At 61.1% G+C, this 22,593-nt stretch carries 21 protein-coding genes; 13 read left to right on the plus strand and 8 right to left on the minus strand.

The window, feature by feature from the left end:
* The first annotated feature begins 54 nt into the window (after positions 1-54).
* The 4 genes from AB4N64_RS21750 to AB4N64_RS21765 all read left to right on the plus strand — a co-directional run bounded on the left by AB4N64_RS21750 (position 55) and on the right by AB4N64_RS21765 (position 4,227).
* The gene (locus AB4N64_RS21750) at positions 55-705 is read left to right on the plus strand and encodes a TetR/AcrR family transcriptional regulator (protein WP_460118370.1); all 651 of its coding nucleotides are present in this window, start codon (positions 55-57) and stop codon (positions 703-705) included.
* 7 nt (positions 706-712) lie between these two features.
* Complete coding sequence (locus tag AB4N64_RS21755) at positions 713-1,294, plus strand: IMPACT family protein (protein WP_460118372.1); 582 nt, start codon at positions 713-715, stop codon at positions 1,292-1,294.
* A gap of 608 nt (positions 1,295-1,902) precedes the next feature.
* Positions 1,903-2,589, plus strand: a complete 687-nt coding sequence (locus AB4N64_RS21760; RefSeq protein ID WP_460118374.1) for an SDR family oxidoreductase — start codon at positions 1,903-1,905, stop codon at positions 2,587-2,589.
* 279 nt (positions 2,590-2,868) lie between these two features.
* Complete coding sequence (locus tag AB4N64_RS21765) at positions 2,869-4,227, plus strand: 8-oxoguanine deaminase (RefSeq protein ID WP_460118376.1); 1,359 nt, start codon at positions 2,869-2,871, stop codon at positions 4,225-4,227.
* 109 nt (positions 4,228-4,336) lie between these two features.
* Here the strand turns inward: AB4N64_RS21765 and AB4N64_RS21770 are convergent, their stop codons facing one another.
* On the minus strand, positions 4,337-5,428 hold the full coding sequence (locus AB4N64_RS21770) for a calcium:cation antiporter (protein WP_460118378.1): 1,092 nt from the start codon (positions 5,426-5,428) through the stop codon (positions 4,337-4,339).
* A 195-nt stretch (positions 5,429-5,623) separates the two neighbouring features.
* Between AB4N64_RS21770 and AB4N64_RS21775 the strand changes: the two genes are divergently transcribed.
* A complete protein-coding gene (locus tag AB4N64_RS21775) occupies positions 5,624-6,577 on the plus strand; it encodes an adenosine deaminase (protein ID WP_460118380.1) in 954 nt (317 codons plus the stop codon).
* Between the two features lie 67 nt (positions 6,578-6,644).
* Here the strand turns inward: AB4N64_RS21775 and AB4N64_RS21780 are convergent, their stop codons facing one another.
* Together AB4N64_RS21780 and AB4N64_RS21785 are read right to left on the minus strand one after the other, a co-directional pair.
* Positions 6,645-7,382 carry an ArsR/SmtB family transcription factor gene (locus AB4N64_RS21780; protein WP_460118382.1) on the minus strand — a complete coding sequence of 246 codons (738 nt, stop codon included), beginning with the start codon at positions 7,380-7,382 and terminating at the stop codon, positions 6,645-6,647.
* Between the two features lie 314 nt (positions 7,383-7,696).
* Positions 7,697-8,626 (minus strand): LysR family transcriptional regulator, encoded by a 930-nt coding sequence (locus tag AB4N64_RS21785; RefSeq protein WP_460118384.1) that lies wholly within the window; start codon positions 8,624-8,626, stop codon positions 7,697-7,699.
* A gap of 118 nt (positions 8,627-8,744) precedes the next feature.
* Here AB4N64_RS21785 and AB4N64_RS21790 point away from each other — a divergent pair, with 118 nt between their 5' ends.
* From AB4N64_RS21790 to AB4N64_RS21800, 3 genes are all read left to right on the plus strand, one after another.
* A complete protein-coding gene (locus AB4N64_RS21790; RefSeq protein WP_460118386.1) occupies positions 8,745-9,038 on the plus strand; it encodes a putative quinol monooxygenase in 294 nt (97 codons plus the stop codon).
* A gap of 31 nt (positions 9,039-9,069) precedes the next feature.
* Entirely contained in the window at positions 9,070-10,083 is a 1,014-nt protein-coding gene (locus tag AB4N64_RS21795; protein WP_460118388.1) for a zinc-binding alcohol dehydrogenase family protein, read from the plus strand.
* Between the two features lie 134 nt (positions 10,084-10,217).
* Positions 10,218-10,388, plus strand: a complete 171-nt coding sequence (locus AB4N64_RS21800; RefSeq protein WP_460118390.1) for a hypothetical protein — start codon at positions 10,218-10,220, stop codon at positions 10,386-10,388.
* 7 nt (positions 10,389-10,395) lie between these two features.
* On the opposite strand, the gene AB4N64_RS21805 is transcribed toward AB4N64_RS21800, so the two are convergent.
* Together AB4N64_RS21805 and AB4N64_RS21810 are read right to left on the minus strand one after the other, a co-directional pair.
* A complete protein-coding gene (locus tag AB4N64_RS21805; RefSeq protein WP_460118392.1) occupies positions 10,396-11,592 on the minus strand; it encodes a multidrug effflux MFS transporter in 1,197 nt (398 codons plus the stop codon).
* 108 nt (positions 11,593-11,700) lie between these two features.
* Positions 11,701-11,898, minus strand: a complete 198-nt coding sequence (locus tag AB4N64_RS21810) for a heavy-metal-associated domain-containing protein (protein ID WP_460118394.1) — start codon at positions 11,896-11,898, stop codon at positions 11,701-11,703.
* 149 nt (positions 11,899-12,047) lie between these two features.
* Between AB4N64_RS21810 and AB4N64_RS21815 the strand changes: the two genes are divergently transcribed.
* The 3 genes from AB4N64_RS21815 to cueR all read left to right on the plus strand — a co-directional run bounded on the left by AB4N64_RS21815 (position 12,048) and on the right by cueR (position 15,308).
* The gene (locus AB4N64_RS21815; protein ID WP_460118396.1) at positions 12,048-12,431 is read left to right on the plus strand and encodes a hypothetical protein; all 384 of its coding nucleotides are present in this window, start codon (positions 12,048-12,050) and stop codon (positions 12,429-12,431) included.
* Between the two features lie 88 nt (positions 12,432-12,519).
* Positions 12,520-14,913 (plus strand): heavy metal translocating P-type ATPase, encoded by a 2,394-nt coding sequence (locus AB4N64_RS21820; RefSeq protein WP_460118398.1) that lies wholly within the window; start codon positions 12,520-12,522, stop codon positions 14,911-14,913.
* Positions 14,910-15,308, plus strand: a complete 399-nt coding sequence (cueR, locus tag AB4N64_RS21825) for a Cu(I)-responsive transcriptional regulator (protein ID WP_460118400.1) — start codon at positions 14,910-14,912, stop codon at positions 15,306-15,308. The genes AB4N64_RS21820 and cueR overlap by 4 nt, the downstream gene beginning before the upstream one ends.
* Before the next feature lie 178 nt (positions 15,309-15,486).
* Here cueR and AB4N64_RS21830 read toward each other — a convergent pair whose 3' ends face one another.
* Complete coding sequence (locus AB4N64_RS21830) at positions 15,487-16,383, minus strand: PA4780 family RIO1-like protein kinase (RefSeq protein WP_460118402.1); 897 nt, start codon at positions 16,381-16,383, stop codon at positions 15,487-15,489.
* Between the two features lie 444 nt (positions 16,384-16,827).
* Between AB4N64_RS21830 and AB4N64_RS21835 the strand changes: the two genes are divergently transcribed.
* Positions 16,828-18,774 (plus strand): methyl-accepting chemotaxis protein, encoded by a 1,947-nt coding sequence (locus tag AB4N64_RS21835; RefSeq protein ID WP_460118404.1) that lies wholly within the window; start codon positions 16,828-16,830, stop codon positions 18,772-18,774.
* A 109-nt stretch (positions 18,775-18,883) separates the two neighbouring features.
* Here AB4N64_RS21835 and AB4N64_RS21840 read toward each other — a convergent pair whose 3' ends face one another.
* Positions 18,884-19,675, minus strand: a complete 792-nt coding sequence (locus tag AB4N64_RS21840; protein ID WP_460118406.1) for an AraC family transcriptional regulator — start codon at positions 19,673-19,675, stop codon at positions 18,884-18,886.
* A 108-nt stretch (positions 19,676-19,783) separates the two neighbouring features.
* Positions 19,784-21,055, minus strand: a complete 1,272-nt coding sequence (locus tag AB4N64_RS21845; RefSeq protein WP_460118408.1) for an acetyl-CoA C-acetyltransferase — start codon at positions 21,053-21,055, stop codon at positions 19,784-19,786.
* Between the two features lie 183 nt (positions 21,056-21,238).
* On the opposite strand from AB4N64_RS21845, the gene AB4N64_RS21850 reads away from it, so the two are divergent.
* Positions 21,239-22,591 (plus strand): 3-oxoacyl-ACP reductase, encoded by a 1,353-nt coding sequence (locus AB4N64_RS21850; protein ID WP_460118410.1) that lies wholly within the window; start codon positions 21,239-21,241, stop codon positions 22,589-22,591.
* The last annotated feature ends 2 nt before the right edge of the window (positions 22,592-22,593 follow it).

Raw genomic sequence — 22,593 nt, forward strand, 5'->3', positions numbered from 1 at the left:
GTCGGTGCGCTATCAACGCACTGCTTGCACCCACCCACCTGTCCGGAAGTGCCCATGACCTTTGAAGTTCCCGCTCACGCCGGCAAACCTGCCAGCCGCATTCGTCAGAAGAACGAAGAGACCATCATCAAAGCCGCCGAAGACGAGTTCGCCCGTCACGGGTTCAAAGGCACGAGCATGAATACCATCGCCCTGAACGCCGGTTTGCCCAAGGCCAATCTGCATTACTACTTCACCAATAAACTGGGGTTGTATGTGGCGGTGCTGAGCAACATCCTGCAATTATGGGACGCCACGTTCAACAGCCTCACGGCCGAGGATGATCCGGCCGAAGCGTTGACCCGTTACATCCGCGCCAAAATGGAGTTCTCCCGCCGCCAACCTCAAGCCTCGCGCATTTTCGCCATGGAGGTGATCAGCGGCGGCGAATGCCTGACCGAGTATTTCAACCAGGACTACCGCGCCTGGTTCCAGGGCCGGGCGGCGGTGTTCCAGGCGTGGATCGAGGCCGGTAAAATGGACCCGGTGGATCCGGTTCACCTGATCTTCCTGCTCTGGGGCAGCACCCAGCATTACGCCGACTTCGCCACGCAGATCTGTCGGGTCAGCGGTCGCACCAAGTTGACCAAACAGGACATGGAAGAGGCCGGCGATAATCTGATCCGCATCATTCTCAAGGGCTGCGGCCTGACTCCAACTATTTAAGACACTTATGCCTTTTACCCTCAGCAGCTTTTGCGAATACCGCGAAGAGATTCGTAAAAGCCGCTTCATCACCTACGCCGCGCCAATCGGCAGCCCTGCCGAAGCCCAGGCGTTCATCGAACAGCACAGCGACTTGAATGCCACGCACAACTGCTGGGCCTGGAAGGTGGGCGATCAGTACCGCAGCACCGATGACGGCGAGCCCGGCGGCACGGCTGGCCGACCGATTCTAGCGGCGATCGAAGCACAGGATTGCGATCAGGTGGTGGTACTGGTGATCCGCTGGTATGGCGGCATTCCACTGGGCACGGGTGGCCTGGCCCGCGCTTATGGCGGTGGCGCCAACAAATGCCTGCAAGCAGCGCCGAAAGTAGAGCTCATCAGTCGCGTGCCCGTGAACTGCGCGTGCGGATTCGCAGAACTGACGCTGGTAAAACTACGGGTGGCGGAACTCGGGGGCCTGGTGGTGGAAGAAACCTTCACCGCCAACGGTGTCGAGATGCAACTGGCGATAGGCGAGGCACAGATCGACACCCTGCAAAAGCAGCTCGCGGATCTGAGTCGCGGACGCATTCGGCTGCAACGCTGACTGCGATTCGTTAGAACCAGAACATTGCCCACATCTACTGTGCACCCGGCTGTGGATAACCTGAGCACATCGTGCTGTAACCCTTCTGTCATGCGGCTTTGCGGGCATTGCTCATTTTTCGTTCAATTTTTCTTCAAATACTGAAAATATACTTCAAAACAACCAGTTAACTCGGTTTATCACCTTTAGAAGATAGCCGAGCCGGGCTTATGCCCGACTTTGGCGATTGCGCACAAATACTGTGGAGCAATCTGTGGATAACCCGTTTATGGCTGGCCCGGTTTCATGTCCGGCCTGGGTTGGTTGAGGTTGGTTATTTTTTGATCAGTCGCCGCCCACCGGCAATACCTGCGCCATGTGGCAAACGCAGCCGTCACGATCAGGTCATACCAGGCACTCTTGCCCACCGGCTTGCGTTGCTGCGTCGAAGTCCAAATGGGTGCTGCTCCATCATTTTGGGAGCATCAAGGCTTACGCCTGGAGTATGCTCCAGGGTCTAGCCCCTTCTCGAAACGTCAGGATGCGCATCGGTGCGCAGCGAATTGCAATAACGGCTCGGCCAACGTTGTCCATTAAATCCGTGAACGTCACTTTCAAGGAACCCGCGTATGTCCAAGGTCAAAACCGCACTCATTATTGGAGCCTCTCGGGGCCTGGGTCTGGGCCTGGTGAAAACCTTGCTGGCTGATGGCTGGCAAGTTACCGCCACCGTACGTAATCCAAAAGGCGCCGACGCCTTGCAGGCATTGGGCAAGGTGCGGATCGAAAAACTCGACATGGACGATCAACAGGCGGTCATCGCGTTGAGCCAGCAACTCAAGGGCGAGATGTTTGACCTGTTGTTCGTCAATGCCGGGGTCAAGGGGCCAGAGGTGCAGACGCCAGGCGGTGCGACGCTGGCGCAGGTGGGTCAGTTGTTTTTCACCAATGCGGTGGCGCCGATCAATCTGGCGCAGCGCTTCGTCGGGCAGATTCGCCCCGACACCGGCGTGCTCGCCTTCATGAGTTCGGTGCTGGGCAGCGTCACCATGCCGGACGCACCGGAGCTGGCGTTGTACAAGGCGAGCAAGGCAGCACTGAACTCCATGACCAACAGCTTTGTCACCCAACTGGGCGAACAGAAAATGACCGTGCTGTCGCTGCACCCGGGCTGGGTGAAAACCGACATGGGCGGTGAGGGTGCCGACTTGGATGTGGAGACCAGCACGCGGGGGCTGATTGATCAGGTCAATGCGTATGTCGGCAAGGGTGGGCATCACTTTGTGAACTATCGGGGTGACGTTATTCCCTGGTAAGCCCAGGCGACCCCGCCCCCCTGTAGGAGCGAGCATGCTCGCGATGGTCGTTAACGAAGACGCGGGTTGTCTGGATGCCCGCGGTGCCTGGGCTTCCATCGCGAGCATGCTCGCTCCTACAGGCTCAGGGGCAAGCATGCCGGTTGGTCGACCGAGGCTTGCCCACCACGCACTTTTATCTGACACTGGGCACTTCGCCCCCACGGCGACCCTGGATCAGCAGACAGGGTAATCACTGAGCTGGCTAACCTGAACCCACTTTCAGAGGAGCCGGCCACCATGCCTGCGACCCGTACCTGGTTAAAAAATCCCCTTTCAATCTTCACGGCCAATGGCCTCGATGCCCGTGGTGGCCTGGTCGTGCAAGACGGTGTGATCGTCGAAGTGCTCGCCGCCGGGCAGCAGCCGTCCGCGCCCTGTGGACAGGTGTTCGATGCCCGCGAGCATGTGATCCTCCCCGGCCTGATCAACACCCATCACCATTTCTATCAAACCCTGACCCGCGCCTGGGCGCCGGTGGTCAATCAGCCATTGTTTCCGTGGCTGAAAACCCTTTACCCGGTCTGGGCGCGCCTCACCCCGGAAAAACTCGCTCTGGCCACCAAGGTCGCGTTGGCCGAACTTCTGCTGTCGGGCTGCACCACGGCCGCCGATCACCACTACCTGTTTCCGGACGGCCTGGAAAATGCCATCGACGTGCAGGTTCAGAGCGTGCGCGAACTGGGCATGCGCGCGATGCTGACGCGCGGTTCCATGAGCCTGGGCGAAAAGGACGGCGGCCTGCCCCCGCAGCAAACCGTGCAGGAAGGCCAAGTGATTCTCGACGACAGCCAGCGCCTGATTGCCGAGTACCACGAACGTGGCGATGGCGCGCAAATCCAGATCGCCCTGGCGCCCTGCTCGCCGTTCTCGGTGACCCAGGACATCATGTCGGCCAGCGCCGAGTTGGCGAATAAACTCGATGTACGTCTGCACACGCACCTGGCCGAAACCCTGGACGAAGAAGATTTCTGCCTGCAACGCTTCGGCCTGCGCACGGTGGACTACCTGGACAGCGTCGGCTGGCTCGGGCCGCGTACCTGGCTGGCCCACGGCATCCATTTCAACGCAGATGAAATTGCTCGCCTGGGCGCCGCCGGCACCGGTATTTGTCACTGCCCAAGCTCGAACATGCGCCTGGCATCCGGCATTTGCCCGAGTATCGAACTGACCGATGCCGGGGCGCCACTGGGCCTGGGCGTGGACGGCTCGGCGTCCAACGATGCGTCGAACATGATCCTCGAAGCACGGCAAGCGCTGTACATACAGCGCTTGCGGTACGGCGCCGAGAAGATCACCCCGGAACGTGTGCTGGGTTGGGCAACCAAGGGATCAGCGCAGTTGCTCGGTCGCAGCGACATTGGTGAATTGGCGGTAGGCAAACAGGCAGACCTTGCGCTGTTCAAACTCGATGAACTGCGGTTTTCCGGCAGTCATGATCCGGTGTCGGCGCTGCTGTTGTGCGGTGCGGACCGGGCGGATCGAGTCATGGTCGGCGGCCAGTGGCGGGTGATCGACGGACAAGTTGAAGGGCTGGATCTCAAAGGCTTGATTGCCGATCACAGTCAGGCGGCGCGGCAACTGATTGCCGGCGCCTGACACAACACTCCCCCTGTAGGAGCGAGCTTGCTCGCGATAGCGGTGTGTCATTCACCATCAATGTGTCCGTCATAACGCATCGCGAGCAAGCTCGCTCCTACAGGGAACGTTACAGCCCCAACACCGACAACATGATGAAGGTGGCGAACAACACAAAGTGGGTCATCCCCTCAATGGCGTTGGTTTCGCCGTCGTTGAGGTTGATCGCACTGACAATCAGCGTGAGAAAAATCATCACGGTCTGCACGGGCGTCATCGCCATCTGAAAGGGTTGTCCGGTGTAGAGCGCCATTGCTTCCATCACCGGCACCGTCAGGATCACCGTTGACAACGATGCCCCCATGGCGATGTTAACGACCGACTGCATGCGGTTGGCCAGCGCAGCACGCAATGCGGTCAGGATCTCCGGCGCCGCGGAAATCGCCGCCACCAGAATCGCTGTGATCACCGGCGGTGCTCCCGTGCCCTCCAGGCCCAGGTCCAGCGTCTTGGACATGACCTCTGCCAGGGCGCCAATCACGATCACGCCAAACACCAGGATGCCGATGGACAGCGCCAGGCTGACGGGTTTTGGCTCCTGCTCCATGGGCTCTTTTCTACGACGTTTTTCCGGATAGCTGTAGCTGAAAAAGTAACTGTGCGGCCCGACCTGCATGCGCAGGAACAATGTGTAGAGCACGACCATGGCCCCAATGGTGAAGGCCGAATACATTTTCCATTTGGCCTCCGGAATGAACTCCGGCACCACCATCGAAACACCCATGGCCGTGAGGATCATCACGCTGTAGCTGCGCGCAGAGTCATCGTTATAGGACTGTTCGCCGTGCTTGATGCCGCCCATCAACGCGGCAAGACCAAGGATGCCGTTGATGTCGAGCATCACGGCTGAGTAGATCGTATCGCGCACCAACGTCGGCGATGCTTCATTACTCATCATGATCGCCAGGATCACCACTTCAACCAACACCGCCGCCAGCGTCAGGATCATCGTGCCATAGGGGTCGCCGACCTTCTCCGCCAGCAATTCCGCATGGTGTGCAACGCGCATGGAGGCAGCAACGATGAAAAGAATCAGCACCAGCCCGGCCATCAACGCGATCACCTGGCCACTGTGCAACATCCAGTGCTCCAGCGGGTAGGCGACGAATGCGGCGATCAGCGCCAGCAGCAGAAACTTTTCTTGCTTGAGGATTGTGAACATTGCGGACCTATATGCCGAAAGACGCGAAGCGATGCCATGAGCTACTGACTGCGGGACGCCGCTAACGTTTCGTTACACCTTCGTCCCCGATTGTTGTCTCGGCGTGCAATGAATGAACCGCCCAGTCAGGTTTTATCAATAAACGCCGTGATCATCTGTAGAATGCCGCCATTGCACCTGATGAGATTTCAACACATGTACGATTGGCTGAACGCCCTGCCCAAGGCAGAACTCCACCTGCACCTCGAGGGTTCGCTGGAACCCGAGCTGCTGTTCGCCCTGGCCGAACGCAACAAGATCGCGCTGCCGTGGAACGATGTCGATACCCTGCGCAAGGCCTACGCCTTCAACAACCTGCAAGAATTTCTCGACCTTTATTACCAGGGCGCCGATGTTCTGCGCACCTCGCAGGATTTTTATGACCTGACCTGGGCCTACCTGCTGCGCTGCAAGGCGCAGAACGTGGTTCACACCGAACCGTTCTTCGACCCGCAGACCCACACCGACCGGGGCATTGCCTTCGAAGTGGTCCTCAACGGCATTGCCGCCGCGTTGAAAGATGGCGAGCAGCAACTGGGCATCACCAGCGGTTTGATCCTGAGCTTCCTGCGTCACCTGAGCGAAGAGCAAGCACAGAAAACCCTCGATCAGGCGCTGCCGTTCCGTGATGCGTTTGTCGCCGTCGGCCTCGACAGTTCGGAAATGGGTCATCCGCCAAGCAAGTTCCAGCGCGTGTTCGATCGTGCCCGCCACGAAGGTTTCCTCACCGTTGCCCACGCCGGTGAAGAAGGCCCGCCGGAATACATCTGGGAAGCCCTCGACTTGCTGAAAATCCAGCGCATCGACCATGGCGTACGCGCCATTGAAGACGAGCGCCTGATGCAGCGGATCATTGACGAGCAGATTCCGTTGACCGTGTGCCCGCTGTCCAACACCAAGCTCTGTGTGTTCGACCATATGTCCCAACACAACATTCTCGACATGCTCGAGCGCGGTGTGAAGGTCACGGTGAACTCGGATGACCCGGCGTACTTCGGCGGCTACGTGACCGAGAACTTCCACGCGCTGCACACCGACCTGGGCATGACCCAGGACCAGGCCAAACGCCTGGCGCAAAACAGCCTGGATGCCCGATTGGTCAAGCCGTAAGCAGCGCCGCTCTACCCATGTGGGAGCAAGCCCGCTCCCACATGATTCAGGTCTCCCCGGCGCCCTCCTACAACGCCATTTCCAGCTCGGTTTCCTTGGCGAAGCGATGGATTTCCCGCTGCCCTGCCGAGGTGATGTGCAGCGCACGGGAGTCATTCGGCAGGCTCAGCCAGCCGGACTGCATGAACAACTGCAGCAAAGCCGCCCCAAGCGACCCGCCCATGTGCGGACGTCTCTCACTCCAGTCGGGACAGGCACAGGCAGCCTTGCTGGTGCTGTGCGCCAATGCCTGGACGAACACACCGCGGTTCGCCAGTTCGGTGGCGCCCTTGTGCGTAATCGACACCCGATGATCGAACTGTTCGATCCAGCCTGCGTCCAGCAGGCGCTGATAGAGATCCGCGGCCAGCGTCCCTCCCAGATGATCGTCGCACAGGCGCGCACGCAACAAGGACGATGGCGCAGTCTGGCGAATAGGGACAGGCGCCGTATTGCGCTTGAACACCTCGGGGATGTCCCGAGGGGTACTGGCGATCGTCGCACTGGCCAACGCCTCTATCGCCGCGCCGACCTCAGGTGCGGCCAGCCGGAAGAATCGCTTGCGGCCACGGGTTTCGACCTTCAACAGCCCTCCAGCGGACAAACGCCCCAGATGCGCACTGGCCGAAGACGGCGACAGACGGGCCAGCAATGCCAGTTCTTCAGCCTGCCGCGCCGCGCCGTCCATCAAGGCCCACATCATTGCGCTGCGCTTTGGGTCAGACAGCAACGTGGCAATCTGGCTGATGCAAGGTGCATGTTCCATGTATTCACTCCCTGTTGAATCGTTTCGTCTACTGCTCAGAGATATCTTGACCAGTAATGTGTCCTCGGCCAAGACGTGAAAACCGCCATAAACCGGGCAGAGCCATCCACTCACCCAAGCCGCTGCTTCGCAGACTTGCAAAGACAGGTGATTGACCGCAGTGCCGATCGGCTCATCTGCGGCCCCGCCATGGCAAGCTTGGTGGGGCACACATGAGACGGGCGCTAGTATAAGCGTGTTGTCCCCCGGTTCCTGCCCCTCGGAAACCATTGGTGGTGATTGATACTGAGAGAAATTTCGCTATTTGCCTGCGACTAAAGATCAACCCCTGCCAACCCGGGAAATTGGCCGCCCAGACGAGTACATCGGCTGGCAAGCATTTCCCGCAGAAGGTTCACCGGCTTACTCAATTGAGCGCGATGGGCGCACAGCAAATTCAGCGGAGCACGCTCACCCAGCAGCTCCGGCATCAGCACTTTCAAACGCCCGGCCAACACATCGGCGCCGACATCCAGCCAGGATTTGTAGGCGATGCCGGCACCCGACACCGCCCACAGGCGCACCACATCGGCATCGTCGCTGAAGCGGTCGCCGCTGACGGTCAGGCTGACTTCACGTTTGCCGTCGTGAAAGCTCCAGTGGTCGTGGACTCGACTGCCGAGCATGTACAACAGGCAATTGTGCTGCGCCAGTTGTTCCAATTGGCGCGGCTCGCCATGCCTGGCCAGGTAACTGGGCGCGGCGCACAGCACGCGGCGATTCTGTGGGGCGATGGGCAGTGCCACCAGGCTGGAATCTTCCGGCTCGCCATAGCGAAGGGCGATGTCCACGGGTTGGCGAAACAGGTCGGCGATGCGGTCGCCCAACAACAGACGCACGGTCAGTTGCGGGTGCTCGCGCTGGAACTCGTCCAGCCACGGCAGCAACAGGTTACGCCCGAAATCCGAGGGTGCCGACAACTGCAACACACCACTGACTTGATCCTGGCCACGGGCCAGCAAGCGACGGCCTTCGTCGAGATTACCCAACGCGGCCCGGGCGTATTCAAGGAAACCTTCACCCTCAGCGGTCAGGCGCAGGCTCCGCGTGGAACGGGCCAGCAACCGTGCGCCGAGTTGCTGCTCGATGCGCTTCAACGCCGCGCTGGCAACCGCCGCCGACATGTCCATGCCCCGGGCAGCGGCAGACAAGCTACCCAGGTCCGCGGCCCGGACGAACAGTTGCAGGTCATCAAAGCGCAACATCGCGACGCCTCATTATCAAAATTTCATTGAAAGAGACTGCGCTTTTAGCGGGTTTTATCTTCCGATGAAATAGCCAATCATCTGTCTCATCGCAAATAACCTGATTCTGGAGTCGACCATGTCCCAGCCTTTCACCGCCATCGCCACGCTGATTGCCAAAGCCGGCCAACAGGACGCGCTCGAGCGACACCTTCGAGCGCTCCTTGAACCAACTCGCGCGGAAGCGGGCTGCGGTCAATACGATCTGCATCAGGACCTGGCCAATCCGCAGGCCTTTTACATGATCGAGCAATGGAACAGCGACGAGGCGTTGCAGGCCCATGACGCCAGCGCACACATCCAGCATTTTCGCGCCACGGCCGGCGAGCTGATCGAACACTTCGACCTCAAGCGCCTGCGCGCCCTGGTTTGACCCATTCTTTTATTACCTTCTGGAGTCCCCCATGAAAGCCATTGCCTACTACGCCTCCTTGCCGATCAGCGACGCCAAATCCCTGCAGGACATCGAGCTCCCCGAACCGACCGCCGGCCCACGCGACCTGTTGGTGGAAGTCAAAGCCATTTCGGTCAACCCGGTGGACACCAAAGTTCGCCAGAACGTCCAGCCGGAGGCAGGCACGGCCAAGGTGCTGGGTTGGGACGTGGCCGGCGTGGTCAAGGCGGTGGGCAGTGAAGTGACGTTGTTCAAGGCCGGCGACAAGGTGTTCTACGCAGGTTCCATCGCCCGTGCGGGCGGTAACAGCGAACTGCACGTGGTGGACGAGCGCATCGTTGGCCATATGCCAAAATCCCTGGGTTTCGCCGAAGCCGCCGCCCTGCCCCTGACCGCCATCACCGCGTGGGAATTGCTCTTTGAACGCCTGCAAATACGCGAGGGCAAAACCGATGAAGGCCAGAGCCTGTTGATCGTCGGTGCCGCAGGCGGTGTCGGCTCGATCCTCACGCAACTGGCCAGCCAGTTGACCGGGCTGAACGTCATCGGCACCGCTTCCCGGCCGCAGACCCAAAGCTGGGTGCGTGAACTGGGCGCCGACCTGGTCGTCGATCACAGCCAGCCGCTGAGCGAAGAATTGAAACGCGCAGGCCTTGAGCACGTGACGCACGTCGCCAGCCTGACCCAGACCGATCAGCATCTGGATCAGTTGGTCGACGCCCTGGCCCCACAAGGCAAACTCGCGCTGATCGACGATCCGAAAGCGCTGGACGTGACCAAGCTCAAGCGCAAGAGCCTGTCACTGCACTGGGAATTCATGTACACCCGTTCGCTGTTCGAAACCGCTGACATGATCGAACAGCACAAACTGCTCAACCGGGTGGCGGAGCTGATCGATGCCGGGACGCTGAAAACCACAGTCGGCGAGCACTTCGGCACGATCAACGCCACCAACCTGCGCCGAGCCCATGAACTACTGGAAAGTGGAAAATCCAAGGGCAAGATTGTCCTTGAAGGCTTCTGAAATACGTTGAAACAAGCGCCGCCCGCACGGGCGGCGCCGTCAGTCCGAACGTTGATCGTTGTCATGGTTTTGATTGCATGGGGGTCTACAATCGTGATCTCTGCGATGCAATCTTTTAACCGAGGAGGTCAGCAATGAAGATCCTGATAAAAGAATTGGCAAAATCCCAGTGGCAGGTCCTTCTGGATCAACACGTGGTCAACTTCCGCAGCGAAGCCGAAGCCCGCGCCTTTACCCGAACCCTTGAAGCGCGCCTGCACGCCCCTCACCCCATGCCGGTTTACCAGCACCGCGCTGCTGGCTGAGACTTTCTCAGACCTGGGCTTGCGCCACTGCGCGCGCATTTTGCAGGCGCCGGGTGAACATCGCGACACTCACCACCAGAATCGCGCACAGGCTGATGACCATCGCCATCGGCATGGCACTGCCGTCATACAGAATTCCCACCAGCGACGCCGCACCGGCGGCGACGCTGAACTGCAGGCATCCCATCAGCGCCGAGGCACTGCCGGCACGCGCCCCCTGGCCAGTCATGGCGCAGGCAGACGCGTTGGGCAGAATGCAACCGAGGCTGGCGATGCAGATGAACAACGGCACCAGCAAGGGCCACAACTGTTCGGTGCGCAATGAGCTGACGGCCAGCAGCGCCAGGGCTGCCGCCAGGTAAATCCATACTGTGCGCGCCAGCAGAAACGCGGGACCGCGCTTGGCCAGCAATCGCGCATTGACCTGCGCCACCAGAATGAAACCTGCCGCGTTGGTGCCGAACAGCCAGCCGAAGTGTTCGGCTGGCACGCCATAGAGCTTGATAAACACAAACGGTGAACCGGCGATGTAGGCAAACATCCCCGCTATCGCGATGCCCCCGGTCAGGGCGTGCCCCAGAAAGATCGGGTCTTTAAGCAAGCGCCCATACTGACGCAATGCACCGGACAACGGTTGACGAGGCAGATGCTCGGGCATGCTTTCCGGCAACCCAAGTGCAACCGCCAGAGCTGCCAACGCACTGAAGCCGGTCAACGCCAGGAAGATCGACTGCCAGCCGGTGGTGTTGACCAGTAACCCGCCCAGCATCGGCGCGAGAATCGGTGCCAGGCCCATGACCAGCATCAGTTGGGAAAAGACCTTGGCCGCTCCGACTGCATCGCATTTGTCACTGACGATCGCCCGGGAGATCACCATCCCCGCGCAGCCACCCAGCGCCTGGACGAAGCGCGCCACCATGAGCCATTCCAGATTCGGTGCGAAGGCACATGCCAGGGACGCGACCGTGAACAGGCCGACGCCCACCAGCAGCGGGACCCGCCGACCAAAACGATCTGCGACCGGGCCGTATGCCAGTTGGCCGATGGACAGGCCGAGGAAGTAGGCCGCCAGCGTCAGCTGAACGTGCTGTTCATCCGTGCCGAACGCCAGCGCCATGGCCGGGAAAGCGGGCAGGTAGAAATCGATCGCGAGCGGCCCAAAAGCGCTCAGGGCGCCAAGTATCAAAATGGTACGGAGGTTCATCAGGCATCCAGTGCGGCTGAGGTCTGCGGTCTCACAGTCTAGCCGCGCGAGGACGCCTTGAACATTCCGATAGTTCGCTAACGATCAAAATTCATCGGTTACATGACTTCAGACAACTTTCACCTCATAACCTTCTTCACTGATCGCGGCGATCACCTGCTCCGCGGTCAAAGCACTTTCAACACCGACTTCCTTTGCAGCCAGGTCGACCCGCACGCTGGCCGCCGGATCCGCCGCTTGCAGCGCCTGGGTGATGGCCTTGACGCAATGGCCGCAAGACATGCCTTGAACGTTGAACACTTGCATGCAATGACTCCTGTTAAGTGAGGTTGCGCACAGTCTCGACCTTTCCACCATGGCAAGGTCAAGTTCTGCATTTCGCTGCCGGGCTGGCAATCGGCGTCTGGCTCGGCCAAGCTACGCGCATCAATGACTCGATCCGTGGAGATTCAGCCATGCGCTGGTCAGCTTTCAGCCTGTTTGGCTTACTCAGCCTTTTCGCCGCCATGCCCTCGGCCAAAGCTGCCGGTGAGGATTACGGTGTCCTGATCATTTCCCGCGAGCGCCTGGAAGTGTCGACCAGTTGCGAAATCGGCGTGTACTTGCAGGATCAACTGTCGGCCCGATTGTTCCAGGAGCAGAGCATCTCGTTCAACCTGCCGCCGGGTAATGTCTCGCTGCGCCTGAAACTGCTGCCAGGCCAGGCACAGGGTTGCAATCCGGGAATGCTGGCGCCGGGTTCGCAGGTCATCACCCTCAAGGCCGGGGACGTGTTGAAGTACCGGATCGCCATGACCCAGGAAGGCATGTACCTCAAGCGAACGGCTCTGGATTACTGACACGTTCAATTGATCTGGAACATGGCGCTTGACCTTGCCCGCATGGCAAGGTTGAACCTGTAGGCATCTTCTACAGGGAGCGCGACCGATGTCCGAATCCACCACTTTCGATCTGCCGATTGCCGGCATGACCTGCGCCAGCTGCGCCGGGCGTGTCGAGCGTGCCTTGAGCAAAGTCATTGGCGCCTCGGCCGTCAGCGTCAACCTGGCCACCGAACAGGCGCGCGTGCAAGCGCCCCGCGACAGCCTGCCAGCCTTGATCGACGCAGTGGCGCAAGCGGGCTACAGCGTGCCGCGGCACAGCGTGGAATTGAGCATCGAGGGCATGACCTGCGCATCCTGCGTTGGCCGGGTTGAACGGGCACTGGGCAAAGTCCCGGGGGTCAAAAGCGTCAGCGGCAATCTGGCCAACGAACGCGCTCACCTTGAATTGCTCGGACAGGTCACGTCTCAAACCCTCATCGACGCCGTGACCAAGGCCGGTTACAGCGCCAGCGTCCGGGACCTGGAGCACCCGCCCCTCGACAGGCAACAGCAACATCTGCGCCGGGAGCGTTGGGCGCTGATCCTCGCCATAGTCCTCGCCTTGCCACTGGTGCTGCCGATGCTGCTGCAACCGTTCGGTGTGCACTGGATGCTCCCCGCCTGGGTGCAATTTGCCCTCGCCACGCCGGTGCAATTCGTCTTCGGTGCACGCTTTTATGTGGCCGCGTGGAAAGCCGTGCGGGCCGGTGCGGGTAACATGGACCTGCTGGTCGCCCTCGGCACCAGCGCCGGCTACGGCCTGAGTCTCTATGAATGGGCCACGGCCGCCGGGCGCATGCCGCATCTGTATTTTGAAGCGTCGGCGGTGGTGATCGCGCTGGTGCTGCTGGGCAAATACCTGGAAAGCCGCGCCAAACGCCAGACCGCCAGTGCCATCCGCGCCCTCGAAGCGCTACGCCCCGAAAGGGCGATCCAGGTGATCGACGGGCGCGAGCAAGAGGTCGCCATCAGCGCGTTGCGCCTCAATGATCAGGTGCTGGTCAAACCCGGAGAACGTTTCCCGGTCGACGGCGAAGTGATTGATGGCCAGAGCCATGCCGACGAAGCGTTGATCAGCGGCGAGAGCCTGCCCGTGCCAAAACGGCCCGGCGACAAGGTCACCGGTGGCGCCATCAATGGCGAGGGTCGATTGCTGGTCCGCACCCAGGCCCTGGGCGCTGAAACCGTATTGGCACGGATCATCCGCCTGGTGGAAGACGCCCAGGCGGCGAAAGCGCCGATCCAGAAACTGGTGGACAAAGTCAGCCAGGTATTCGTGCCGACAGTCCTGCTGATCGCCCTGGCAACCCTGATCGGTTGGTGGCTGTACGGGGCGCCGATGGAAACCGCGTTGATCAATGCCGTCGCGGTATTGGTAATCGCCTGCCCCTGCGCCCTTGGGCTGGCCACGCCAACCGCGATCATGGCCGGCACCGGCGTGGCGGCGCGCCACGGCATCCTGATCAAGGATGCCGAAGCCCTGGAGCGTGCCCACGCCGTCAGCGCCGTGGTGTTCGACAAGACCGGCACGCTGACGTCGGGCGCGCCGCGCATCGCCCACCTGAGTGCCGTCGACGGTGACGAAGCCGCCCTTCTGCAAATGGCCGGCGCCCTGCAACGCGGCAGCGAACACCCACTGGCCAAGGCAGTACTGGACGAATGCGCCGAACGCGGCTTGCAGGTGGCAGACGTCAGCGACAGCCAATCGCTGACTGGCCGTGGCATCGCGGGCACCCTCGAGGGCCGGCGGTTGGCGCTGGGCAATCGACGCCTGCTTGAAGAAAGCGGGCTGGACGCCGGAGCGCTCGCCGACTCCGCCACCGCTTGGGAAACCGAAGGCCGCACCCTGTCCTGGCTCATCGCCCAAACACCACAGCCACATGTGCTGGGCCTGTTCGCGTTTGGCGACACCCTCAAGCCTGGCGCGTTGCAAACGGTGCAACAGCTGCGCAGCCGCCAGATCAGCAGTCACTTGCTGACCGGTGACAATCGCGGCAGCGCCAGGGTGGTGGCCGAATCGCTGGGCATCGAGGATGTCCACGCCGAGGTACTCCCCGCCGATAAAGCCGCCACCGTCGCGGCACTGAAGAAAACCGCCGTGGTGGCCATGGTCGGCGACGGCATCAACGACGCCCCTGCCCTGGCCGCCGCCGACATCGGCATCGCCATGGGGGGCGGCACCGACGTGGCCATGCACGCAGCCGGGATCACCCTGATGCGCGGCGATCCACGCCTGGTGCCCGCCGCGCTGGAGATCAGCCGAAGGACCTACGCGAAAATTCGCCAGAACCTCTTCTGGGCCTTCGTCTATAACCTGATCGGTATCCCGCTGGCGGCTTTCGGTTTTCTCAACCCGGTGCTGGCCGGTGCGGCGATGGCGCTGTCGAGCGTCAGCGTGGTGAGCAATGCGCTACTGTTGAAAACCTGGACACCCAAGGACCTGGAGGACATCCGATGAACATCGGCCAAGCAGCCCGCCAAAGCGGCCTGAGCGCGAAGATGATCCGCTACTACGAGTCCATCGGATTGCTCAAGGCGGCCCATCGCACTGACAGTGGCTATCGGCTGTACGGCGATGACGACTTGCATACCCTGGCGTTTATCAAACGCTCCCGGGACCTGGGGTTCTCCCTGGAGGAGGTCGGCAAGCTGCTGGCCCTGTGGCAGGACCGCCAGCGTGCCAGTGCCGACGTGAAGGCGCTGGCGCGCCAGCACATCGAGGAGCTGGAGCAGAAGATCCGCGAACTGGGACAGTTGCGCGATACCCTGCAGGACTTGGTAGAGCATTGTCAGGGCGATCACCGGCCCGATTGCCCGATCCTGAAGAACCTGGCTTCGGGGTGTTGTGCCTGAGGTTGCTCATTGCCTGGGAGGCCGCCATCGCGGGCAAGCCCGCTCCTACAGTGATCTGATGAGCACTGAAAATCCTCTGTGGGAGCGGGCTTGCCCGCGATGAGGCCCTCAAAGACACCACCCCACCAAAACCATGCCCACAAAAAACCGGCCGAAGCCGGCTTCCTGATTCAACCCCTCACTGCAACCAAGGCGGTGGTGGCTCCTCGCCCCCCTTGCTCGGTGGCGCATCATCCGCCGCGCGGGCCGCCTGCTTGCGCTCTTCTTCACGGCGCGCCGCTTCGATTTCACGCATGACCCCGCCAACATCGGCCAGTTCTTCCGTATCGGCAAACTCCCCGGTCAGGACACTGCTCGGCTGCAAGGTGCCAGCCTCGTACAACGCCCACATTTCCTTGGCGTAACGGGTCTGTTTCAGCTCCGGGGCAAACCGCCCGAAGTAGGACGCCATGTTGCCCACATCCCGCTCCAGCATGCTGAACGCGTGATTGTTACCTGCAGCGTCCACCGCTTGCGGCAGGTCAATGATCACCGGACCGGTCGGCGTCAGCAGCACGTTGAACTCCGACAGGTCACCGTGCACCAGGCCAGTACACAGCATGAGCACGATCTGGGAGATCAGGAACGCGTGATATTCACGTGCCTGGTCCGGTTCCAGCACCACATCGTTCAAGCGTGGCGCGGCATCGCCGTATTCGTCGGCCACCAATTCCATCAGCAACACGCCTTCGAGGAAGTCGTACGGCTTGGGCACTCGCACGCCGGCATTGGCCAGACGGAACAGCGCCGCCACTTCGGCGTTCTGCCAGGCGTCTTCGGTCTCCTTGCGGCCAAACTTGGAGCCTTTGGCCATGGCTCGGGCCTGCCGACTGTTGCGGACCTTGCGGCCTTCCTGATACTCGGCCGCCTGGCGGAAACTGCGTTTGTTCGCCTCCTTGTAGACCTTCGCGCAACGCAACTGATTGCCGCAGCGCACTACATAAACAGCTGCTTCTTTACCACTCATCAGTGGGCGCAGCACCTCGTCGACCAGACCGTCCTCGATCAGGGGTTCAATGCGTTTTGGAGTCTTCATCAGCTTTTATTCTGGGTCCTTTATTACCAAACACGCGAAAGTCATTCGTTATACGGCAATCCACTCATTGGCGGGAGGGGGTTGCCGACCTGTGAACGATGCAGATGCACACAATGTGCCGAAAAAACCGGCCAGTTGCGTTGAGGTTCATAGACCATCAAGGATCATAGCCGAGCCCGCTGCCCTCGTTGAAGAAGGGGCGCGAGGGCATTGGCGACAGAGTTCGACATACCGCAGCGACTCCTTTCGTAGGATTTTTTCCATCATTCCTCAATTTCCCGCGCGAGCAGCCGAAGTCTTCAGTAACAAAGTGAATTGTCCGACGATCTCTTCCTTAAAAGAAGACGTCGCACCCAGGATCGGGTTCAACAATACCGTTTACGGCTGCCAATAATTCCGCGAGTCCTCTGCACTGCGTGGGTTACAAGAAAATATGGAGCGCGGATGAACATCAAACAGAAGTTGACATGGGCTTTTGCAATCATCGCCTGCTTGCCCGTGGTACTGGTCGCCACGCTGGTGGTGCTGAATCTTCGCGGTGACGCCAAGGACGATTTCGTCGACGGCAGTGGCCGTGAGATTCGCCAGGTCGCCAACGCCATGCAGTTGTTTTTCGACGGTATCAGCCAGAACGTCGAGTACCTGGCGAACCAGCCATTGGTGAAAAATGCCGATGCCAGCGTGAAAAGCCGCGTCAGCGCTGATGCTGCCCAGATTCCCGATACCGAAATCGACACCAAGCTGTTTGAACTGTTTTCCGCGCTGGCCGCCAGCCATCCAGCTTACGCCTACGTGTCCTACGGCCTGTCCAGTGGCGGTTATGCGTTCTGGCCGGGCGACGCAAAAATGTCCAACTACGACCCGCGCATTCGCCCCTGGTACAAGACGGCCATGGCCAACCCGGGCAAGACCGTGCGCACCGAGGCCTATTACTGGGCAGGCGATGACGCCGTGCTGGTGAGTACTGTTCGTGCCGTGGCCAACCAGTTGGGTGCCCAGGGTGGCGTGGTCAACATCGACGTATCGCTCAAGCAACTCACCGAGATCGTCAAGCAGATCAAACTGGGTGAAACCGGTTACCTGATGCTGCTGGAAAACAACGGTACCGTGCTGGTGGACCCGAAGCAGCCAGAACATAACTTCAAGGCCTTGGGCAGCCTCGGCGACGGTTACGCGCAACTGGCCAAGGCTGGCAAAGGACTGGTCGAGGTTGAGCTGAATGGCGAGCGCTACATGGCCAATGTCTGGCCGTCCGAGCAACTGGGCTGGACCTTCATCGGTCTGATCAAGCAAAGCGAAGTGATGAGCTCCGCGACCCAATTGACCTGGTTGATCGCCATCATCGCTGCCGTGCTGGCCGTGCTGTTTGCCGTAGTCGGGGCCAGTTTCGCCAGCCTTATCGTACGCCCGATCCGCAGTGTGGCCAGTGGCCTGGAAGGTATCGCCCAGGGTGAAGGCGACCTGACCCGGAGCCTGCAAATCCGTGGCCGCGATGAAACCGCGCAACTGGCCAACTGGTTCAACCAGTTCCTGGCGGCAATTCGCAACCTGATCCAGAGCATTGGCGGCGCCGCGAGCAAGATCCTTGACACCTCCAAGAGCTCCACGCAGGTGTCCCACGACATGGCCGAAGCGGCCGGGCGCCAGCGTGAAGCCGTGGACATGGTTTCCACCGCGTTCCACGAAATGGTCGCCACCGCCAACGAAGTCGCACGCTCTTGCAGTCAGGCCGCCGAGTCGGCCGACAGTGGCCAGCGCCAGGCCCATGAAGGTCAGTTGCAGATCGACGCGGCGGTCAATAGCGTGGATCGCCTGAGTCAGGAAATCGAACAATCGGCGCAATCGATGCAACAACTGGAACGTGACAGCAACGACATCCAGTCGATTCTCGGGACGATCCGTTCGATTGCCGAACAGACCAACCTGCTGGCCCTCAACGCCGCCATCGAAGCGGCCCGGGCCGGTGAGCAGGGTCGCGGCTTTGCGGTGGTGGCCGACGAAGTGCGCGCGCTGGCCAAGCGTACCGCCGACTCCACGGCGGAAATCGACGGCCTGTTGGGCAACCTCGCCAAGCGCACCAGCGAAGTGACGCAACAGATGCATGCGAGCCTGGAAGTGTCCCAGCAGTCTGTCACCCGCATCGGCGAAGCGCGTAGCAGCTTCGGGCAGATTCGTGAGTCGGTGGACGTAATCCGCGACATGAACACCCAAATCGCCACGGCGGCAGAAGAGCAACATCAGGTGGCCGAAGACATCAACCGCCACATCAGCCAGATTCATGGCGATGCGCAGTTGGTGGCGGAACTGGCGAACTCGGCGCGGCTCGACTCCCAGAGCCTGGCAGGGCTGTCCAGTGAGCTGGATGGGTTGGTGCGCAGGTTCAAGACCTGATCTGAACCGGGGTTACCTATCGCAAGCAGGCTCGCTCCCATATTAGGATGGTGTAACAAGTCCACTGTGGGAGCGAGCCGGCTCCGGGCGGCGTTCCGACGATTGGCGTTTACTGGCGGAACAACTCCCCTGGGGTAAATCCGAACAACCCTTTGAACGCCGCGATAAACGCCGATGTGGAGTCATACCCACAGGCCAACGCGGTGTCGGTCACACTCGCGCCCTCCTCCAACAGGCTCAACGACGACAGCAATCGCATGCGCTGGCGCCAGCCGCGAAAGCTCAAGCCGGTTTCGCGCTGGAACAGGCGCGTCAGGGTTTTCTCCGACGTCCCCAAGCGTAGCGCCCATTGCTGCAACGTCACGTTGTGCTCGGGACTTTCGATCAGCTCGTTGCACAGCCCCAGCAAACGCTCATGGCGCGGCAACGGCAATGAAAAACCGACTTCCGGCAGGCTGGCCAATTGATCCAGCAGCACACTCACCAGCCGCGCCTGTGGGCTGTCCCCTTGTGGATACTCCACAGGCAATTGGCAAAAGCTTTTGATCAACTCCCGCGCCAACGGCGTCACCTCCAGCACCCGACACCGCTCCGGCGCCCACAGGCAGTCTTCGCGACGCACATACAGGCTGCGCATCTCGGCGCGCATCGACGTCACGACCTGATGGTCGAAATCCGCCGGAATCCAGATCCCCCACTGCGGAGGCGCAAAGTAACTGCCCTCGACGGTGTGCACGCCGAGAACGCCGCTGATGGCGTAGGAGAATTGCACCCAGTCATGGCGATGGGACGGCGTCCAGGAACCGGCGTTGAGGCTTTCGACCCGGGCGTAGAGGGGGCGTGGCAAAGCCCCGAGGACTGGAATGGTGCGTTCCAGGGTCAGTTGTCCGTTGGACGGCATTCAGGGGCCTTGTGTAGATGGGCAGGTGGTGCATGGACAGTAGGGCAAATGCCTTATCTGTTCAACACCACCGATCAGCGTGGGACCTGGTTTTAACAGATCGCCCCGTCAACGTTCGACGATCGCCGTCACGCCTTGCCCGCCCGCCGCACAGATCGAAATCAGGCCCCTGCCCTTCCCGGCCGCATCGAGCAATTTCGCCAGGTTCGCCACAATCCGCCCACCGGTCGCCGCGAACGGATGCCCCGCCGCCAGCGAGCTGCCCTTGACGTTGAGCCGGCTGCGGTCGATGGAGCCCAGTGGTGCATCCAGGCCCAGGCGGGTCTGGCAGTAATCGGCATCTTCCCAGGCTTTCAGAGTACAGAGCACCTGCGCAGCGAACGCCTCATGGATTTCGTAGTAATCGAAGTCCTGCAGCGTCAGACCATTGCGCGCGAGCAGACGAGGCACCGCGTACACCGGCGCCATCAGCAAACCTTCGGCGCCGTTGACAAAATCCACCGCGCCGGCCTCGCCATCGCGCAGGTAAGCCAGGATGGGCAAGCCTCGTTCCCTGGCCCACTCCTCACTGCCCAGCAGCACCAGCGACGCACCGTCGGTCAACGGCGTCGAGTTGCCCGCCGTCAGCGTCCCCTTGGCGCTCTTCTCGAAGGCGGGTTTGAGTGAAGCCAGTTTCTCCAGGCTCAGGTCCGGGCGCAGGTTATTGTCGCGGGTCAGACCGAGAAATGGCGTCATCAGGTCGTTATGCCAGCCTTCGGCATAGGCGGCGGCCATTTTGTGATGGCTCTCCAGCGCAAGCTGATCCTGCTCGGCGCGCGGGATGCTCCAGGTCTGCGCCATTAATTCACAGTGCTCGCCCATGGAAAGGCCGGTGCGCGGCTCGCCATTGCGGGGAAACTCGGGGATGAGATGGCCGGGACGCAATTGCAGGAACGTTTTCAGTTTGTCGCCCGTGGTTTTGCCGCGATTGGCTTGCAACAGGATCCGGCGCAGCCCCTCGTTGATGCCAATGGGCGCGTCGGACGTGGTATCGACCCCGCCGGCAATGCCGCAGTCGATCTGGCCCAGCGCGATCTTGTTGGCCACCAGCAATGCCGCCTCCAGGCCAGTGCCGCACGCCTGCTGAATGTCGTAGGCCGGGGTGGTCGGCGACAGCCGCGAGCCGAGCACGCATTCGCGGGTCAGGTTGAAGTCGCGCGAATGCTTGAGCACCGCACCGGCCACCACTTCGCCCATGCGCAGGCCGTGCAGGTTGAACCGTTCGATCAGGCCCTCAAGAGCCGCCGTGAGCATCGACTGATTACTCGCAGTGGCGTACGGCCCATTGGAACGGGCGAAAGGAATGCGGTTACCACCGATGATCGCGACGCGACGAGTCATGAAAAGCTCCTGATGAAATATCTCGACATAGAACCGAATCCCCCTGGACAGCCCCGTAACGCCCTGAATATGCCTGGGGCGAAACGGCCTATCCTGTCCAAGCGTAGGCCTTATCCCGGGAATCGAACGACCGATTGCCATTCGTGGTCCACACTTTGAACCCCAGCTACCGGAGCGCGTTCCATGTCTGACCGCTATATCGACTTTGCCAATTCGTCCATCGGCCATCGACTGGTTGGGGCCCTGGGTCTGCCGTCGCCGGTACGGCTGGAGCGCTGGCAAGCTGGCCGGCTTCGGCCGGTCGAGGGCGCACTGCTGATCGGCGGCGGGCCACTGGCGGAAAAGGTCAGTGCTTTCGCCAATCGCCTGACCGATGCCATCTACAGCTATGGCACCGGGCCTTCGTTGGCGACGGCGTGGATCCCCGGCCACGGCCCGAAACTCAAGGCGGTGGTGTTCGATGCCACTGAGCTGGTGCACACCGACGCCTTGAAGCAGTTACGTGAGTTCTTTCAGCCGATCATGAAGAACCTCGACCACAGCGCTCATCTGGTGATTCTCGGGCGCGCACCTCAGGATCTGCGCGATCCGTTTGCCGCCAGCGCACAACGGGCTCTTGAGGGCTTCAGCCGTTCACTGGCCAAAGAGCTTCGCAGTGGTGGCATCTTGCAGTTGATTCAGGTTGGCGAAGGCGCCGAGGATCAACTGGAAGGCCCGCTGCGGTTTTTCCTCTCGCCCAAGAGTGCATTCGTGTCCGGCCAGGTGATCCGCTTGAATGCCTGCGATACCCCCGTCACCGACTGGACGCGGCCATTGGCGGGGCGCAAGGCTCTGGTGACGGGCGCGGCGCGGGGCATTGGAGCTTCGATTGCCGAAACCCTGGCCCGAGACGGTGCCGACGTCATTCTCCTGGATGTCCCCCCTGCCAGGACCGATCTTGAAGCCCTGGCTTCGAGGCTAGGCGGACGCAGCATTACCCTGGATATCTGCGCCGAGGATGCCGCCGCGCAATTGATCGAACAGTTGCCTGACGGGGTCGACATCGTGGTGCACAACGCCGGCATCACCCGGGATAAAACCCTGGCCAACATGACTCCGGAGTTCTGGGACGCCGTGCTCGCGGTCAATCTCAATGCCCCTCAGGTGCTGACCAAGGCTCTGCTCGACAGCGGCACGTTGCGAGACAACGGCCGGGTGATTTTGCTGGCCTCGATCAGCGGTATCGCCGGCAATCGCGGCCAGACCAACTACGCAGCGAGCAAGGCCGGCTTGATCGGTTTGGCGCAAGCCTGGGCACCGTTGCTGCACGAGCGTGGGATCAGTATCAACGCGGTGGCGCCGGGCTTCATCGAAACCCAGATGACGGCGCACATTCCCTTTGGCTTGCGCGAAGCGGGCCGGCGCATGAGCTCGCTGGGCCAGGGCGGCTTGCCGCAGGACGTGGCCGAGGCGGTGGCCTGGCTGGCGCAGCCCGGCACGGGTGCGTTCACAGGACAGGCATTGCGGGTCTGCGGCCAAAGCGTTCTGGGGGCTTAACG

The organism is Pseudomonas sp. S2_C03 (assembly GCF_054668405.1).